Source organism: Mesorhizobium sp. LCM 4577, from assembly GCF_001854795.2.
In the GTDB taxonomy this organism is placed as follows: domain Bacteria; phylum Pseudomonadota; class Alphaproteobacteria; order Rhizobiales; family Rhizobiaceae; genus Mesorhizobium; species Mesorhizobium plurifarium.
Genome location: NZ_MDDU01000002.1, coordinates 310,008 through 325,989 on the forward strand (window position 1 = coordinate 310,008; position 15,982 = coordinate 325,989).

The window sequence follows — 15,982 nt, forward strand, 5'->3', positions numbered from 1 at the left end:
CCGACCGCGACAGGCCAGGCCCTTCTGCCRCAATCCTTCCGTGAGCGTGAAAAAGCCTCTTGAGCCCAACCGCGCTTGAGGTTTTACAAGCTCCGCCGAACTGGATCCAAAGCATGATCCCGAAGATGGAAACCGGTTTTCGGAGGAGATCATGCTCGACCCGATAGAGCCTCGTTCGCAACGCGGATGAGGTGCGCAAAGCAGGCAGGAGATCGGCGTGACGGCAGCAAGCGGCAACAAAGTGACCGGCAAAAGGGTGGATTGGCGGGCGCTGTGGGCAAGCGGCGACCTGGCGCGCTTCTGCTTCGTCAGCCTCGGCATCCTGCTGCATGCCACCAACGAGACGATGGTGGCGACGGTGATGCCGGCCATGGTCGGCGATCTCGCGGGCGTGCAACTGGTCGGCTGGTCGTTGGCGATCTACGAGCTTGGCGCGATCGTCGCCGGTGCCGCGGCCGGACGGCTGGTCAGCTATGTCGCCCTGCGCTCCAACATGATGGTCGCCGCGCTGCTCTACGCGATCGGCGCGCTGATCTGCGCCACGGCGCCTTCCATGCCGTTGTTCCTCATCGGACGCCTGGTCGAAGGGCTTGGCGGCGGCGCGCTCGTATCGCTGGCCTTCGTCTCGGTCGAGCGCCTGTTTCCACGTAACATCTGGCCGCAGCTCTTCGGCATCATGTCCGCGATCTGGGGCGTCGCCGCCTTCAGCGGCCCGATGCTCGGCGCCCTCATGACCGAGTTCCTGTCGTGGCGCTGGGCCTTCGGCATCTTCACCTTCGGCGGCGCGGCGATGGCGCTGGCAAGCTTCATTGTGCTCGACACGCCTGAGGCAAGGAAGCCACAGGCGGGCAGCGGCAAGGCGCCACCCTTCCCCTATCCGGCGCTCGCCTGCCTCGCCCTCAGCGTCGTGCTGATCGCCGGCGCCGGTATCGACATCGCCCTGTTGCGCTCGTCCCTGCTCCTCCTGCTCGGCCTGATCGGCCTGGCGCTGTTCTTCCGCATCGATGCGCTCAGGCCGCAATCCCGGCTCTTTCCGTCGCCTCTGTTTTCATGGCGCTCGCCGCTTGGCAGCGGCATGACCATGGTTGCGGCATTCTCTGTGGCGACCTGCACCTTCACCATTTACGGGCCGCTGCTTCTCACCACGCTGCACGGCATTCCGATCCTGACCACCGGCTACATCATCGCTGCCGAATCGATCGCCTGGTCGATCCTGTCGATCCTCATCGCCAATGCGCCGCTGGAGCGCGAGAGGCTGATCATCGTCGTCGGCGCGCTGATGATCGCCTCCGGCCTCGCCGGCTTCGCCTACACCATCCCGGCAGGCTCGATCCCGCTGATCCTGCTCTGCGCCCTGCTGCAGGGCGGCGGCTTCGGCGTTTGCTGGCCCTTTCTCACGCGCGTCATCGTCGCTTCGGCGCGCGACGGCGAGCAGACGATCGCCTCGGCCGCCGTGCCGACCATGCAGCGCATCGGCTACGCGGTGGGCGCAGCGCTTGCCGGCATCGTCGCCAATGCCAGCGGCTTCTCGGAGGGCCTGAACCGTGAAGCGGCTGCCGGCGTCGCCGGCTGGCTGTTCCTCGCCTTCGTGCCTCTGGCTGTCCTGGGATGCATCGCCGCGCTGAGCATCGCGCTGCCGACGCTGCGGCCTCAGCAAGCGCCCGGCTAGAGCAATTCCAGGAAAAGTGTGAGCGGTTCTCCGTCCGGAATTGCGTCGAAACAAAGGGTCTAGACTAAACGACGACGGTCTGTCGCAGCCGCTCTGCGATCAGCGCGGCGAGCCGCACCGCCACCTCGTCCTTGCCCATTTCCGGCCATTCCTCGACGCCGGTTCTGGAGACGATGCGCACCTTGTTGCGGTCGCCGCCCATCACGCCGGACGGGCCGATGCCGCTTTCATGCGAAACGTCGTTGGCGACGATGAAGTCGGCGCCCTTTTTCTTGAGCTTGGCCTCGGCATTGGCGATGAGGTCCTGCGTCTCGGCGGCGAAGCCGACGACGAGGCCAGGCCGCTGCGCATGATGGCCGATGCCTGCCAGGATGTCGGGATTTTCGACCATCTGCAGCGAAGGCGGCCTCTCGCCCGCCACCTTCTTGATCTTCTCACCGGCGGCGTTCGCCGTGCGCCAGTCGGCGACGGCGGCGACGAACACGGCGGCATCCGCCGGCAACAGGCTCTCGACCGCCTGCTTCATCTGAGCGGCCGTTTCGACATGGGTGGTCGCGACACCGGCCGGATCGGCGATGGTGACCGGACCGGAAACCAGCCGCACATCGGCGCCGAGCTTGGCAAGAGCGGCCGCGATCGCATGGCCCTGCTTGCCCGACGAGCGGTTGGCGATGTAGCGCACCGGATCGATCGGCTCATGCGTCGGCCCGGAGGTGACGATGATCCTGCGGCCGGCAAGCGGCTTCGGCTTCTCGTCGAGCATGGCCTCGATCGCGGCGGCGATCTCCAGCGGCTCGGCCATGCGGCCCTCGCCCGCTTCGTTGCTCTCGGCCATCTCGCCCTTGGCGGGACCGACAAAGGCGATGCCGTCCTTCTGCAAGATCGCCCGGTTGCGGCGCGTTGCCGGATGCGCCCACATTTTCGGGTTCATGGCCGGCGCCATCAGCACCTTCTTGTCGGTGGCCAGAAGCACCGTCGAGGCAAGATCGTTGGCATGGCCGTTGGCGAGCTTGGCCATCAGGTCGGCTGTGGCCGGCGCGACGACCAGCAGATCGGCCTCGCGCGACAGCCTGATGTGGCCGACATCGTGCTCGTCATTGCGGTCGAACAGCTCGGTGAAGACATGGTCGGCTGAAAGCGCGCCGACCGACAGCGTGGTGACGAATTGCTGCGCGGCCGACGTCATCACCACCCGTACCGACGCGCTGCGCTCGCGCAGCCGCCGGATCAGGTCGAGCGCCTTGTAGGCGGCGATGCCGCCGCCGATGACGAGCAGGATGCGCTTGCCGGAGAGAGAACCTCGCGAAACTGATTTGGCGGATGCGGCGACGACCGGCGCTGCCTGCTCCTTCGAACCCGTCAGCGCACGCAGCTTTTCCTCGATCTGGCCGATGCGCTCGGCCTGCCCTGCCCGACCTTCGACCGCGGCGCGTATCATCGCCCGCGCCTGCTCCTCCATCGAACGGCCATTCTCGGCCGCCAGCTGCCGGAGCAGGTCCTTGACCTCGTCATCCAGATTGCGGATCGTGATGCTGGCCATGTGATTGYACTCGCTTCAAGTAACGCTTGCAATGATAGCAATGCAATCAATCGGCGACAAGCCGCATGGCGGTCAAAGCAACTTCCACGCGATATAGATCAGCGTCAGCGCGATCACCCAGAGCGCTACGCGGCCGGAACGGGTGTGGCGCGCTTCCGCCCTGCCTATGGCGCGCGCGGTCGCCTCGTCGAAGCGCAGGCCGTTCTCCGCCATCAGGTCGATCTCGCGTGACAGCCGCTCGGTGCGGGCCACGAGATCCGGCGCCTGCCTTGCCAGCGACACAAGGGCCCTGCCCGCGTCGCGCGCATCGGCGAGCATGCCGCGCGGGCCAAGATTGCCGGCGATCCAGTCGCTGACCACGGGCTCGGACGTCTTCCACATGTTGAAGGCTGGATCGAGCGTGCGCGCGACGCCTTCCACCACCACCATGGTCTTTTGCAGAAGCACCAGCTCGGTCCGCGTCGCCATATCGAACAGCTCGGTGACTTCGAACAACAGCGTCAGCAACTTCGCCATCGAGATGGTCTCGGCCGACTGGCCGTGGATCGGCTCGCCAATGGCGCGGATCGCCTGCGCGAAGGCAGAGACATTGTGCTGGCGCGGCACATAGCCTGCCTCGAAATGCACCTCGGCGACGCGCTGATAATCGCGCACGATGAAGCCGTAAAGGATCTCGGCGAGGAAGCGCCGTTCCTTCTTGCCGAGCCGGCCGGCAATGCCGAGATCGACGGCGACGATGGTGCCGTCCGCCTCGACGAACAGGTTCCCCGGATGCATGTCGGCATGGAAGAAGCCGTCGCGCAGCGTGTGCCGCAGGAACGACTGGATGAGATTGGCGGCGATCGCCTTGAGGTCATGCCCGGCGGCGGCGAGGCCAGCGATGTCGTTCATCTTGACGCCGTCGATCCACTCCATGGTGAGCACGTCGCGGCCGGTCCGCTCCCAGTCGACCACGGGCACGCGAAAACCCGTATCGTCCTTGGTGTTCTCGCCGAGCTCGGAAAGCGCCGCCGCCTCGAGCCTCAGATCCATCTCGATTCTGGTGGTCTGCGCCAGCGTCTGGGTCACCTCGACCGGGCGCAGGCGGCGTGACGAGGGGATATATTTCTCCTGCAGGTGGGCAGCGAGGAAATAGCTTTCGAGATCCTGGAAGAAGCGGCGCCGCACGCCGGGCCGGATAACCTTCACCGCCACCCGCGAAGCGACACCCTCGCGCACGACTTCGGCGCTGTGCACCTGCGCGATCGAGGCCGCCGCAACCGGTTCGCCGAAGCTGGCATAGAGGTCGTCGATCCTGCGCCCGAGCGAGGCTTCGATCGCATGGATCGCCTCCGCCTTCGGGAACGTATGCATCTTGTCCTGCAAGAGCGCGAGGTCGAGCGCCATGTCGTTGCCGACGACGTCGGGCCGCGTTGCCAGGAACTGGCCGAGCTTGACGTAGGAGGGGCCAAGCCGCACCACTGCCCGCGCCAGCCTGTCGCCGCGCTGGTAGCTCAGCGCCCGGCGGCGGGTGAAAAGCCGCGCCACCCGCCAGCCGAATTTCGGCATGCCGGAGAGCTCTTCGCCTGGCAACGCCGCGACGACGCCCTCGCGGACCAGCACCCAGCCGGCCCGGGCGAGTCTGAAGGCGGCAGCGACGCTGCTCATAGCCCAACCTGCGTCAAGGAGAGCTGCTTCAAAGGGGCCTGCTTCTGCTGCAAAGGGCCGCGCCTCAAAGCTTCCAGCCGGAATGAAGGGCGGCGATGCCGCCAGAATAGTTGCGGAAGGTGACGCGGTCGAAGCCGGCGCGGGCGATCATCGCCGCGAAATTCTGCTGGTTGGGGAACTTACGGATGGATTCGACCAGATAGGAATAGGGCTCGCCGTCGCCGGTCACCGCCTTGCCGATCCTGGGGATCGCGTTGAACGACCAGGCTTCATAGGCCTTGTCGAGCAGCGGCATCTCGACCTCGGAGAACTCCAGGCACAGAAACCGTCCGCCGCGCTTCAGCACGCGATAGGCTTCGGCAAGCGCGACTTCGATGCGCGGCACGTTACGGATGCCGAACGCGATCGTATAAGCGTCGAAAGTGTCGTCCTCGAACGGCAATTCCTCCGCATTGGCTTCGACAAAGTCCGTGTTTGCGGCCAGGCCCTGCTTCTCGGCCCGGTCGCGGCCGACCGCCAGCATGGAGCCGTTGATGTCGAGCACCGTGGCATGGGCCTGGCGCTGGCTGGCCTCGACGATGCGGAAGGCGATATCGCCGGTGCCGCCGGCCACGTCGAGCACCTTCCAGCCCGGCCGCTTCGGCGGGTTCAGCCAGGCGACCATCGCGTCCTTCCACAGTCGATGCAACCCGGCCGACATCAGATCGTTCATCAGGTCGTATCGATTGGCCACCTTATGGAAGACGTCGTTGACCAGGGGCTGCTTCTCGCCTGCCCCGACCTTCCTGAAACCATAGGAGGTTTCCATGCCGCCCGCGGCCGTGGTTCTCTCAACTGACATTATTTTGATCCGTCATAAAACCGGCGGGACCATAGCCGATCGATGGTGCCGACGCTATTGTCCAAGGCGCGGTTTTCGGCCGCGCTTTCAAAACCCGGTCGGGCAAGGTCTTGCGTGATTTTCCGGCCAGCACCTGTGCGAGAGCAGCATACCGGACGGGATGACCGCATGATTTTGAAGGCCGAACTGCACTGCCACATCGAAGGCGCGGCGGCGCCCGAGCTCGTCGTCGCCCAGGCCCGCAAATACGGCAAGGATCCTTCGCCCTACATCCAGGACGGCTCCTTCGTCTGGCACGATTTCACCTCCTTTCTCGCCGCTTACGATTTTGCATCCGACCTGTTCCGCAGCGAAGAGGACTATGCGCGCCTCGCCGACCATTATCTGACCAGCCTCGCCCGCGACGGCGCCATCTATTCCGAGATCTTCACCTCGCCGGATCATGCCAAGAAGGCCGGGCTGTCGCCAAAAGCCTATACGGATGCGCTGGGCGAAGGCATCGTGCGCGCCAGGGCCAAGACCGGCATCGAGGGGCGCATGATCGTTACCGGCGTGCGCCATGTCGGCGTCGAGGCGATCGAGCAGGCGGCGCGCTTCGCGGCACGCTGCGGCCATCCGCTGGTGACCGGTTTCGGCGTCGCCGGCGACGAGCGCGTCGGCGATTTCGAGGACTATGTGCGCGCCGTCGAGATCGCGCGCGAAGCCGGCCTCGGCATCACCATCCATGCCGGCGAGCTGATGGGCTGGGAAAGTGTCAAGGCGGCGCTCGACCACATCCGCCCCGCCCGCATCGGCCATGGCGTTCGCGCCATCGGGAACCCCGACCTCGTCCGCCGCATCGCCGACCAGGGCGTGGTGCTGGAATGCTGCCCAGGCTCCAACATCGCCTTGAAGGTCTTCGACAGCTTCGCCGACCATCCCTTCCCGGCGTTGCGCGCCGCCGGCTGCAAGGTGACGCTCAACTCCGACGACCCGCCCTATTTCTGGACTTCGCTGAAGCGCGAATACGATATCGCCGCCGAGCATTTCCGCATGGACGACAAGGCGCTCACCGCCGTCACCAGGACGGCCGTCGAGGCGGCCTTCGTGGATAGGAAGACCAAGGCTATGCTGCTCGCCCGCGTGAATGGCGGCCGACGCTGATTTCGTCTTCCGGATTCGCTTCTTCCTCTGGATTCAGGGCAAAAGCTGTGGTGGATGGCCGCCGGGCGGTTCCTTGGCCGGCACATTGTCGCTAGGGTCGTCTCAAGCAAGTCTAAGGAGATCTCGATGCAGGGCGTCACCGTCGTCGACCACCCCCTTGTCCAGCACAAGCTGACCATCATGCGCAAGAAGGAGACCTCGACGGCCGGCTTCCGGCGGCTGCTGCGCGAGATTTCGCTTCTGCTCGGCTATGAGGTGACCCGCAATCTCGAGCTGACCACGACCATGATCGAGACGCCGATCGAGGAGATGGAGGCACCGACGCTGGAAGGCAAGAAGCTGGTCTTCGCCTCGGTGCTGCGCGCCGGCAACGGCCTGCTCGAGGGCCTGCTCGACCTGGTGCCGGCCGCCCGCGTCGCCCATATCGGCCTCTACCGCGACCATGAGACGCTGGAAGYCGTCGAATATTTCTTCAAGGCGCCGAGCGATCTTGCCGACCGGCTGGTGATCGTCGTCGATCCGATGCTGGCGACCGCGAATTCGGCGATCGCCGCGATCGACAAGCTGAAGGGGCGCGGTGCCACCAACATCCGCTTCCTGTGCCTGCTCGCCGCACCCGAAGGGATCGAGCGCTTCACCAGGGCGCATCCCGACGTGCCGATCTTCACCGCCTCGATCGACCGCCAGTTGAACGACAAGGGCTATATCATGCCCGGCCTCGGCGACGCCGGCGACCGGATGTACGGGACAAAGTGAGCGCGTTTCTTAACTGGCCGTTTACGCAAGCTTGCGGTTCCGGCACGAGTTAAAATCATAAAAACCATGGCGGACTTAAGGATGCTGCTTTCGGGAGCAATTCCAGGAAAAGTGTGAAGCGGTTTTCCGTTCGGAATTGCTTCAAAACAAAGGGATAGAGCGGTTCAACGTTTCCTTGAAACGGTGAAACGATCTAGGGGCATCCATGCTGCGCAAGCTTCTCATCCTCGGCATCTTTGCCGGAACCTCGGCTTCGATTCCGATCGTCTATCAGGCTAACCCGCATCTGGTGGACGGCCTCTTGAAATCGACCGTCGCCCCGCAGCCGACAGCCCCGGAGGCCCAGCCGCAGGTCAATCTCGCTTCCGTCCCGGACAAGCCGGCGGCGCCGATGCCGCTCGGCCGCCAGGTGCTGGTCAACGCCGATGCGCGCGGCCACTTCACCTCGCAGTTCAAGCTGAACGGCCGTCAGATCGACGGCATGATCGACACCGGCGCGACATTGGTCGCCATCAACACCTCGACGGCGCGCAGGATCGGCATCTCGCTCAACCCGTCCGACTTCAATCACCAGGTGAACACCGCCAACGGCGCGATCAAAGCCGCCGTGGTGACGGTCTCGCGCCTGCAGATCGGCAAGATCTCCATCGACAACGTTCAGGCGATGGTGCTCGACGACAGGGCGCTGCAAACCAACCTGATCGGCATGAGCTTCCTGCAGCGGCTGCAGAAATACCAGGTTCAGGACGGCTCGCTGCTGCTCGTCCAATAGCCTGATCAGCGAGGCAGTATCCGCCTGAGCACGGTCTTTTCGGCGGGCGGCTTGGAACCCCCGATCGCATAAGCAGCACGCACCGCGGCCGCCGCCGCTTCGGCCTCCGCTTCGGTGCGCGCATGCACCAGCGCCAATGCCTCGCCCGAGCGCAGTTCGGCGCCGACCGGCAACAGCCGGGTCAAACCGACGGCGTGATCGATCTTGTCGTCCGGATGCGAACGCCCGCCACCAAGCGTGACGACGGCAAGCCCGATGTCGCGCGTGGCGATGCCGGTCACGAATCCGTCCTGTTCCGCTTTCACGGCCAGTTCGACCGGCGCCGTCGGCAGGTATTTTTCCGGCTTCTCGACGAAATCGCCGGGACCGCCAAGCACGGCCACCATCCGCGCGAAGACGGCGGCCGCTCGGCCGCCGGCGAGCGCTTCGGTCGCACGCCTGAGGCCATCTTGCTGCGACGAAACCAGCCCCGCCGACTGCAGCATCTCGGCTGCCAGCGCCAGCGTCACATCCTCCAGCCGGCGATCGCGATAGCGCCCAGTGAGGAAATCGACAGCGTTCTTCACCTCGACCGCGTTGCCGGCGGCCGAGGCCAGCGGCTCGTTCATGCCCGTCACCAGCGCCGATGCGCTCAGGCCGGCGCCGTTGGCCACCTCGACCAGGCTGTTCGCCAGGGCAACCGCATCGCGCGACTTCTCCATGAAGGCGCCGTTGCCGACCTTGACGTCGAGCACCAGCGAGCCCAGGCCCGCGGCGAGCTTCTTCGACAGGATCGAAGCGGTGATCAGCGGGATCGATTCGACCGTGCCCGTCACGTCGCGGATCGCGTAGAGCCGGCGATCGGCAGGCGCCAGATCGGCAGTCTGGCCGATGATGGCGCAGCCAGCCTCGAGCACCGTCTTGCGGAAGAGCGCCACGTCCGGCTGGCTGGTGTAGCCGGGGATGGCATCCATCTTGTCGAGCGTGCCGCCGGTGTGGCCGAGGCCGCGGCCCGAGATCATCGGCACATAAGCGCCGCAGGCGGCGACGATCGGCGCCAGCATCAGCGAGACATTATCGCCGACGCCGCCCGTCGAATGCTTGTCGGTGACCGGGCCCGGCAGGTCGGACCAATCGAGCACGTCGCCGGAATCGCGCATGGCGATCGTCAGCGCAACCGCTTCCTCGCGGCTCATGCCGTTGAGGAACACGGCCATGGCGAAAGCGCCGACCTGGCCTTCGGAGATGGTGCCGGCCGTCAGCCCGGCGACGAAGGCCGCGATCTCATCGGCCGAGAGCTTGTGGCCATCGCGTTTGCGGCGGATGATCTCCTGCGGCAGCATCAGTCGGGCAGACCGTCCTGGAAGACGCGCCGCAGGATCGTCGCCAGCCGCGCGCCGCCGACCGGCGCCATGTCCTTGGTTTCCTGGTGCGAGAGCTCCGCCCCGGTCATGCCGGCCGCCAGGTTGGTGATGACCGAGCAGGCGGCGACCTTGAGCCCGAGGAAGCGGGCGAGGATGACCTCCGGCACGGTCGACATGCCGACCGCCGTCGCCCCCATGACGCGCGCCATGCGGATCTCGGCCGGCGTCTCGAAGCATGGTCCGGAAAACCACATATAGACGCCTTGATGCAGCGCCGTGCCGGTTGCCTTCGCAGCCTTCTCGATCGCTCCGCGCAAGCCCGCATCATAGGCCTCGGTGAGGCCGACGAAGCGGCGGTCGCTCGGCTCGCCGATCAGCGGATTGGAGCCGGAGAAATTGATGTGGTCGGTGATCAGCATCACCGAGCCCGGTCCCATTTCAGGATCAATCGAGCCGGCGGCGTTGGTGAGGATCAGATGCGAGATGCCGATGCCGGCAAGCACCTCCAGCGCCGGGCGCATCGCCGCGGCGTTGCCGTGCTCGTAATAATGCGCACGGCCGGACAGCATCAGCACCGGTGTGCCGGCGAAATGCCCGGCAACCACCTCGCCGGCATGGCCCGAAACACCGCTGCGCGGGAAGCCCGGCAACTCGGCATAGGAGATGCGCCTGGCATCCTTGACCTGGTCGACCAGCCCGCCGAGACCCGAGCCCAGCACGAGCGCCGCCGTCGGCGCCAGCCCGTCCAGCTTCTCGACCAGATGATCCAGCGCTTCCATCATTTCAAGATATCGCCCCTGAAGCCGTAGGGCAGCATGTCGCCCATGGTGACCGTCTCGGCCACGCCGGTGTCGTCGCACAGATAAAGCTTCGTCTCCGGCCGGCAGAATTCCGCCAGCCGCTGCCGGCAGCCACCGCAGGGCGAGCRTTTGGCCATGCGTTCGGCGATCACCGCGATCTCGACGATCTTGCCGCCGCCGCCCATGATATAGTGGCCGAGCGCCGTCGTCTCGGCGCACCAGCCTTCCGGATAGGACGCCACCTCGATATTGGCGCCGGTGAAGACGCGCCCGTCCTCGGTGCGCAGCGCGGCACCCACCGGGAACTTTGAATAAGGCGCATAGGCCTTGGCCATCGCCGTCTTCGCCGCCTCGAACAGATCATGCGACATCCGGTTCTTCTCTCCCACGATCTTGTTCAAATGCCGGTCGCCGCCGGACTAAAATTCCGGCTCAGCGTTCCTTCACATAGGGCACGCCGCCGGCGCGCGGCGGGATGGCCTTGCCGATGAAGCCGGCAAGCAGGATGACGGTGAGCACATAGGGCAGCGCCTGCATGAACTGCACCGGCACCTTGCCGATGATCGGCAGCGGCGAGCCCTGCAGGCGGATCGCTGCGGCATCGAGGAAGCCGAACAAAAGGCAGGCGAACATGGCGTTGACCGGCTTCCACTTGGCGAAGATCAGCGCTGCCAGCGCGATATAGCCCTTGCCCGCCGTCATGTCCTTCACGAAGCCGCCATTCTGCACCATGGAGAGATAGGCGCCGGCGACCCCCGTGAGGATGCCGGTGCAGATCAGCGCGCGATAGCGCAGCCAGGCGACCGAGATGCCGGCGGTGTCGACGGCGGCCGGATTTTCGCCGACCGCCCGCATCCTGAGGCCAAAACGGGTGCGAAACAGCACCCACCAGGTGAACGGCACCATGGCGAAGGCGAAATAGACCAGGATCGAATGGCCGGAGATCAGCTCGGCATAGATCGGGCCGATGATCGGCACATCCTTGATCGCGTCGGCGCCGGGCCAGGTGATCGCAGCGAAGCGTTCGCCCGGCTGCAACGCCGGCGTGCGTCCGCCTTGGCTGAACCAGGCCTGGCCGAGGATGATGGTCGATCCCGCGGCGACGAAGTTGATCGCCACGCCGGAGACGATCTGGTTGCCGCGATGCGTGATCGAGGCGAAGCCGTGCACCAGGGCGAAGGCGACCGAGATCAGCACCGCGGTGCCGAGGCCGATCAGCGCCGAATGGAAGACGGCGGCGGCCGAAGCGCCGGCAAAGGCGCCGACCAGCATCTTGCCTTCCAGCCCGATGTCGAAGATGCCGGCCCGCTCCGAATAGAGCCCCGCCAGGCAGGCGAGCAGCAGCGGCACCGAAAGGCGGATGGTTGAATCCAGCACCTGGACGATGGCGTTGAACGTGTCCATCTCAGGCCCCCTTCCCGTTCACCGCCTGCATGCCGACCGATTTCGGACTGACCGAGGCGAACAGCGCCTGGATATAGGGCCTGAACATATGCTCCAGCGCACCGGCAAACAGGATGACCAGGCCCTGGATGATGACGATCATGTCGCGGCTGATCGCCGGCATCTCGAAGGCAAGCTCGGCGCCCCCCTGGTAGAGCATGCCGAACAGGATCGCCGCCAGCACGATGCCGACCGGATGCAGCCGGCCCATCAGCGCGACCGCGATGCCGACATAGCCGGCGCCCGAGACGAAATCGATCGCGACATTGTGCTGGTCGCCCATCACCGGATTGAGCGCCATCATGCCGGCCAGCGCGCCGGAGATCATCATCGCGGTGATGATGATACGGGTTTCCGAAATGCCGGCGTAGCGCGCCGCCTTCGGGCTGTGACCATAGGTGCGCATCTCGTAGCCGAGCCTGGTGCGCCAGATCAAAAGCCAGACCAGGAAGGCCATGACCAGCGCCAGGAGGAAGCAGATGTTGAGTGGCGCGGAACGGATCTTGGCGCCGAACAATTCGATGATCCAATTGAGCTTCGGCAGTTCGGCGCCGGCGAGGAAATTGCGCGTCTGCGGCGCCTGCGAGCCGGCCGGCTTCAGCGGACCGACCAGCAGATAGACCATCACTGAGGCAGCGATGAAGTTGAACATGATGGTGGTGATGACGATATGCGAGCCGCGCTTGGCCTGCAGATAGGCCGGGATCAGGCCCCAAAGCGCGCCGAACGCCGCCGCGGCCACGATCGCGATCGGAAAGATCACCCACCAGGGCATCACGCTGTCGAGGCTCAGGCAGACGAGCGCGATGCCGAGGCCGCCTATATAGGCCTGGCCCTCGGTGCCGATGTTGAACAGGCTGCAATGCGCCGCCACCGCCACCGACAGCCCGGTGAAAATGAAGGTCGTGGCGTAGAACAGGGTGAAGGCGATGCCAGTGCCCTTGCCGAAGGCGCCTTCGACCAGGATGACGGCGGCGCGAAACGGGTTTTCCCCGACCAGCATGACGACGAAGCCGGCGACGATGAAGGCGACCGACAGGTTGATCAACGGAATCAACCCATAATCGGCCCAGGCCGGCAGTTTGGCGTAGGGCGTGCTCATTCGGCGGCCTCCTGGTGCTCGACGCCTGCCATCAGCAGGCCAAGCTCGCCTTCGGTCGCCTCCGGCCCGCGCTCGCCGACGACACGGCCGGCGAACATCACCAGGATGCGGTCGGAGAGCGAGCGGATCTCGTCGAGCTCGACCGAGACCACCAGCACCGCCTTGCCCTGGTCGCGCATGGCGATCAGCCGCTTGTGGATGAATTCGATGGCGCCGACATCGACGCCGCGCGTCGGCTGGCCGACGATCAGCACACCGGGATCCTGCTCCATCTCCCTGGCCAGCACGATCTTCTGCTGGTTGCCGCCGGAGAAATTGGCCGTCTTCAGCCGCGGATTGCCGGGACGGATGTCGTATTTCTCGATCTTGTCCTTCGCGTCGGCCATGATGGCGTCGACGTCGAGGAACGGTCCCTTCAGATAGCGCTCGTCGTCGTGATAGCCGAGAATCGAATTCTCGTTCTCCTCGAAGGCGAGCACCAGCCCGACATGGTGGCGGTCCTCGGGCACATGGGCGAGCCCGCGGTCGCGCAATTCGCCGGGATCGGCCTTGCCGGTGAGATCGATCGGCTTGCCTTCCAGCGTCACTTCGCCGGAGACCGCATGCCGGATGCCGGAGATCGCCTCCAGCAGTTCGGACTGGCCATTGCCGGCGACGCCGGCGATGCCGACGATCTCGCCGCCGCGCACGTCGAAGGAGACATTGTCGACCATGGTGACGCCGCGCGAATCCTTCACCGTCAGGTTCTTGACCGAGAGTTTTACCGCGCCGGCCTCCGACTGGCCCTTCTCGACCCGAAGCAGCACGCGCCTGCCGACCATCAGTTCGGCCAGTTCGCCGACCGTGGTTTCCTTCGTCACCCGGGTCGCCACCATCGTGCCCTGGCGCATCACCGAAACCGTGTCGGTGATCGCCATGATCTCGCGCAGCTTGTGCGTGATGAGCACGATCGTTTTTCCTTGATCCTTCAATTGCTTGAGGATGCGGAAGAGGTGGTCGGCCTCGGCCGGCGTCAAGACGCCCGTCGGCTCGTCGAGGATCAGGATCTCGGCGCCGCGGTAGAGCGCCTTGAGGATTTCGACGCGCTGCTGCAGGCCGACCGGCAGCTCCTCGATGACGGCGTCGGGATCGACCTCGAGGCCGTATTCGCGCTCCAGCCGGTCGAGCTCCGAGCGCGCCTTGGCGATGCTGCTCTTCAGCAGCGCATCGTTTTCGGCGCCGAGGATGACATTTTCCAGCACCGTGAAATTGTCGACCAGCATGAAATGCTGGTGCACCATGCCGATGCCGAGCGCGATGGCATCGTTGGAGGTGCTGATCGACACCGGCTTCCCGCCGACGCGGATTTCGCCGCTGTCGGCCTGGTAGAAGCCGTACAGAATCGACATCAGCGTCGACTTGCCGGCGCCGTTCTCGCCGACGATGCCGTGGATGGTGCCGCGCGCGACTTCCAGGTTGATGTCGCGGTTGGCGCGCACGGCGCCAAAACTCTTGTTGATGCCTATGAGCTCGATTGCGGCTTGCGCCATGCAGCCTGTCCCACTCGTTATTTTTTTATCGCTTGGTCAAAATGCCTAGCATGATGCCCCGCTTATGCCAATCGGCCGTTCACTCTCGACAAATCCCCGCGCCCTTGTCAATTTCGAACCTGAGCAGGTTCCGCAAAAGTGTCCCACGGTTTTGCGATCAGAGCCTGAAAAACTAACAGAGCTAAGCAGATATTCGTGGGGCAGCCCACGAATGTCTGCTTAGGTGGGAGCTTGATATTCGCAGCGGTGGGTTTTGCATGGCTATGCCTGACGATCGGCTGACGACGCTGGAAATCCGCGCCGCCGAGCAGGAAAAGACCATCGAGGAACTGTCCGGCCAGATCGCCGAGCAGTGGAAGGTTATCGAGCGCATGGAGCGCAAGCTCGCCGCCCTGACGGACCGGTTCCTGGAGCTGGAGGAGCAGACCGCTCCCGATGTTCCGGTGACCAAGCCGCCGCATTGGTGAAGCGCCATGGGGAAAGACGGCCATGCCTAGTGAAAGCGACCGTGTCGCCAGGGCCGGCGACTATGTCTTTGGCCTGATGAACGACAGGGAACGCGCCCGCGCCGAGCGCGACCTCGAGATCGATCCCGCCTTTCGCGACACGGTGCTGCGGCTGGCCGAACGCTTGCGCGCCTTCGATCCCGTAGGACTCGAGGCGCGCGACAATCGCTGGGAGCAGGTCACGCAACGCCTTGCCGAATTGCCGCAGATGCAGACGCGGCTGGGTGGCGTTGCCGGCCCTGGGACGGAAGCACCGCCGCCGATGATCCACCGGCTCGAACGCAAGCCCTACGGCATCGGCCTGCATTCGCTTGGCGGCAGGCTGGGCTTCGTCATCGCGCTTGCCCTGGTGGCCGCCTTTGCGCTCGGCTATCTCGCCGGAACGCTATAGTTTTCTCGACATCAGAAGCATCGGCTCGCCGTCCTGCTTGAAGGTCTCTATCCCCGTCCACCCGAGCGCTTCGTAGAAGCCGCGCGCCTGCCAGGTGTACAGGTAGAGCGTGCCGATGCCGGCCGACGCGGCATGGGCCTCGACGGTCTTGACCAGCGCCGTGCCGATTCCGCTGCCGCGGTAGGCTTCCTCGACGACCAGCCCGGCCAGCCATGGCGTCAGGTCGTGCGGCGAACTGATCTCGTCGCGAACGAGCAGGCAGCTCCCGATCGGCCGGCTACGCTCGCGGGCAACGAAAGCCGCCTCGAGGCCGTCGCCGGCGATCAGGCCGCGCAGCCCGGCCACGTCCTCCTCGAGTGTCCGGCCCGTGCCCTCGAAGAAGGCCTCGAGCCGAAGCCGCGCGATCGCTTCGACGTCGCCGTCTGCCATGGCTTCGATTGTCGGTCGCATCATGCCCGTCTCCAAAACGAAACCGCCGGGCGTTGGCCCGGCGGTCCAAA

At 65.3% G+C, this 15,982-nt stretch carries 16 protein-coding genes; 6 read left to right on the plus strand and 10 right to left on the minus strand.

Annotated features, from left to right (window positions below):
• The first annotated feature begins 217 nt into the window (after window positions 1-217).
• Window positions 218-1,669 carry an MFS transporter gene (locus LCM4577_RS06005; RefSeq protein ID WP_083354643.1) on the plus strand — a complete coding sequence of 484 codons (1,452 nt, stop codon included), beginning with the start codon at window positions 218-220 and terminating at the stop codon, window positions 1,667-1,669.
• A gap of 64 nt (window positions 1,670-1,733) precedes the next feature.
• On the opposite strand, the gene coaBC is transcribed toward LCM4577_RS06005, so the two are convergent.
• The 3 genes from coaBC to ubiE form a co-directional block, all read right to left on the minus strand.
• Entirely contained in the window at window positions 1,734-3,209 is a 1,476-nt protein-coding gene (gene coaBC / locus LCM4577_RS06010) for a bifunctional phosphopantothenoylcysteine decarboxylase/phosphopantothenate--cysteine ligase CoaBC (protein WP_071070203.1), read from the minus strand.
• Between the two features lie 72 nt (window positions 3,210-3,281).
• Entirely contained in the window at window positions 3,282-4,856 is a 1,575-nt protein-coding gene (gene ubiB / locus LCM4577_RS06015) for a 2-polyprenylphenol 6-hydroxylase (protein WP_041004851.1), read from the minus strand.
• Between the two features lie 64 nt (window positions 4,857-4,920).
• The gene (ubiE, locus tag LCM4577_RS06020) at window positions 4,921-5,697 is read right to left on the minus strand and encodes a bifunctional demethylmenaquinone methyltransferase/2-methoxy-6-polyprenyl-1,4-benzoquinol methylase UbiE (RefSeq protein ID WP_040990181.1); all 777 of its coding nucleotides are present in this window, start codon (window positions 5,695-5,697) and stop codon (window positions 4,921-4,923) included.
• 168 nt (window positions 5,698-5,865) lie between these two features.
• On the opposite strand from ubiE, the gene LCM4577_RS06025 reads away from it, so the two are divergent.
• The 3 genes from LCM4577_RS06025 to LCM4577_RS06035 all read left to right on the plus strand — a co-directional run bounded on the left by LCM4577_RS06025 (window position 5,866) and on the right by LCM4577_RS06035 (window position 8,368).
• Window positions 5,866-6,840: an adenosine deaminase gene (locus tag LCM4577_RS06025; RefSeq protein ID WP_071070205.1), complete on the plus strand. Its 975-nt coding sequence runs from the start codon at window positions 5,866-5,868 to the stop codon at window positions 6,838-6,840.
• A 126-nt stretch (window positions 6,841-6,966) separates the two neighbouring features.
• Complete coding sequence (upp, locus tag LCM4577_RS06030; RefSeq protein WP_071070207.1) at window positions 6,967-7,596, plus strand: uracil phosphoribosyltransferase; 630 nt, start codon at window positions 6,967-6,969, stop codon at window positions 7,594-7,596.
• Between the two features lie 205 nt (window positions 7,597-7,801).
• Entirely contained in the window at window positions 7,802-8,368 is a 567-nt protein-coding gene (locus LCM4577_RS06035; RefSeq protein ID WP_040990183.1) for a TIGR02281 family clan AA aspartic protease, read from the plus strand.
• 5 nt (window positions 8,369-8,373) lie between these two features.
• Here LCM4577_RS06035 and deoA read toward each other — a convergent pair whose 3' ends face one another.
• From deoA to LCM4577_RS06065, 6 genes are all read right to left on the minus strand, one after another.
• Complete coding sequence (gene deoA, locus LCM4577_RS06040) at window positions 8,374-9,690, minus strand: thymidine phosphorylase (protein WP_071070209.1); 1,317 nt, start codon at window positions 9,688-9,690, stop codon at window positions 8,374-8,376.
• Window positions 9,690-10,493 (minus strand): purine-nucleoside phosphorylase, encoded by an 804-nt coding sequence (locus LCM4577_RS06045; RefSeq protein ID WP_041004856.1) that lies wholly within the window; start codon window positions 10,491-10,493, stop codon window positions 9,690-9,692. The genes deoA and LCM4577_RS06045 overlap by 1 nt, the downstream gene beginning before the upstream one ends.
• Window positions 10,490-10,882, minus strand: a complete 393-nt coding sequence (gene cdd / locus LCM4577_RS06050; RefSeq protein WP_071070610.1) for a cytidine deaminase — start codon at window positions 10,880-10,882, stop codon at window positions 10,490-10,492. Before cdd ends, LCM4577_RS06045 begins: the two co-directional genes overlap by 4 nt.
• A gap of 61 nt (window positions 10,883-10,943) precedes the next feature.
• The gene (locus tag LCM4577_RS06055; RefSeq protein ID WP_041004857.1) at window positions 10,944-11,915 is read right to left on the minus strand and encodes an ABC transporter permease; all 972 of its coding nucleotides are present in this window, start codon (window positions 11,913-11,915) and stop codon (window positions 10,944-10,946) included.
• A 1-nt stretch (window position 11,916) separates the two neighbouring features.
• Window positions 11,917-13,056 (minus strand): ABC transporter permease, encoded by a 1,140-nt coding sequence (locus tag LCM4577_RS06060; protein ID WP_071070211.1) that lies wholly within the window; start codon window positions 13,054-13,056, stop codon window positions 11,917-11,919.
• Window positions 13,053-14,585 carry an ABC transporter ATP-binding protein gene (locus LCM4577_RS06065; protein ID WP_071070213.1) on the minus strand — a complete coding sequence of 511 codons (1,533 nt, stop codon included), beginning with the start codon at window positions 14,583-14,585 and terminating at the stop codon, window positions 13,053-13,055. The genes LCM4577_RS06060 and LCM4577_RS06065 overlap by 4 nt, the downstream gene beginning before the upstream one ends.
• Window positions 14,586-14,842: 257 nt before the next feature.
• On the opposite strand from LCM4577_RS06065, the gene LCM4577_RS06070 reads away from it, so the two are divergent.
• Entirely contained in the window at window positions 14,843-15,052 is a 210-nt protein-coding gene (locus LCM4577_RS06070; protein WP_040990189.1) for a SlyX family protein, read from the plus strand.
• A gap of 22 nt (window positions 15,053-15,074) precedes the next feature.
• Window positions 15,075-15,482 (plus strand): hypothetical protein, encoded by a 408-nt coding sequence (locus tag LCM4577_RS06075; RefSeq protein ID WP_041004859.1) that lies wholly within the window; start codon window positions 15,075-15,077, stop codon window positions 15,480-15,482.
• Here LCM4577_RS06075 and LCM4577_RS06080 read toward each other — a convergent pair.
• Entirely contained in the window at window positions 15,477-15,935 is a 459-nt protein-coding gene (locus LCM4577_RS06080) for a GNAT family N-acetyltransferase (protein ID WP_244508229.1), read from the minus strand. The genes LCM4577_RS06075 and LCM4577_RS06080 overlap by 6 nt on opposite strands.
• Window positions 15,936-15,982 lie beyond the last annotated feature (47 nt).

Excerpts from the sequence above, each read along its gene's own strand:
- coaBC (WP_071070203.1), bottom strand. The coding sequence starts at position 3,209 with ATGGCCAGCATCACGATCCGCAATCTGGATGACGAGGTCAAGGACCTG.
- ubiB (WP_041004851.1), bottom strand. The coding sequence starts at position 4,856 with ATGAGCAGCGTCGCTGCCGCCTTCAGACTCGCCCGGGCCGGCTGGGTG.
- ubiE (WP_040990181.1), bottom strand. The coding sequence starts at position 5,697 with ATGTCAGTTGAGAGAACCACGGCCGCGGGCGGCATGGAAACCTCCTAT.
- LCM4577_RS06025 (WP_071070205.1), top strand. The coding sequence starts at position 5,866 with ATGATTTTGAAGGCCGAACTGCACTGCCACATCGAAGGCGCGGCGGCG.
- LCM4577_RS06035 (WP_040990183.1), top strand. The coding sequence starts at position 7,802 with ATGCTGCGCAAGCTTCTCATCCTCGGCATCTTTGCCGGAACCTCGGCT.
- deoA (WP_071070209.1), bottom strand. The coding sequence starts at position 9,690 with ATGCTGCCGCAGGAGATCATCCGCCGCAAACGCGATGGCCACAAGCTC.
- LCM4577_RS06045 (WP_041004856.1), bottom strand. The coding sequence starts at position 10,493 with ATGATGGAAGCGCTGGATCATCTGGTCGAGAAGCTGGACGGGCTGGCG.
- LCM4577_RS06055 (WP_041004857.1), bottom strand. The coding sequence starts at position 11,915 with ATGGACACGTTCAACGCCATCGTCCAGGTGCTGGATTCAACCATCCGC.
- LCM4577_RS06060 (WP_071070211.1), bottom strand. The coding sequence starts at position 13,056 with ATGAGCACGCCCTACGCCAAACTGCCGGCCTGGGCCGATTATGGGTTG.
- LCM4577_RS06065 (WP_071070213.1), bottom strand. The coding sequence starts at position 14,585 with ATGGCGCAAGCCGCAATCGAGCTCATAGGCATCAACAAGAGTTTTGGC.
- LCM4577_RS06070 (WP_040990189.1), top strand. The coding sequence starts at position 14,843 with ATGGCTATGCCTGACGATCGGCTGACGACGCTGGAAATCCGCGCCGCC.
- LCM4577_RS06075 (WP_041004859.1), top strand. The coding sequence starts at position 15,075 with ATGCCTAGTGAAAGCGACCGTGTCGCCAGGGCCGGCGACTATGTCTTT.
- LCM4577_RS06080 (WP_244508229.1), bottom strand. The coding sequence starts at position 15,935 with ATGATGCGACCGACAATCGAAGCCATGGCAGACGGCGACGTCGAAGCG.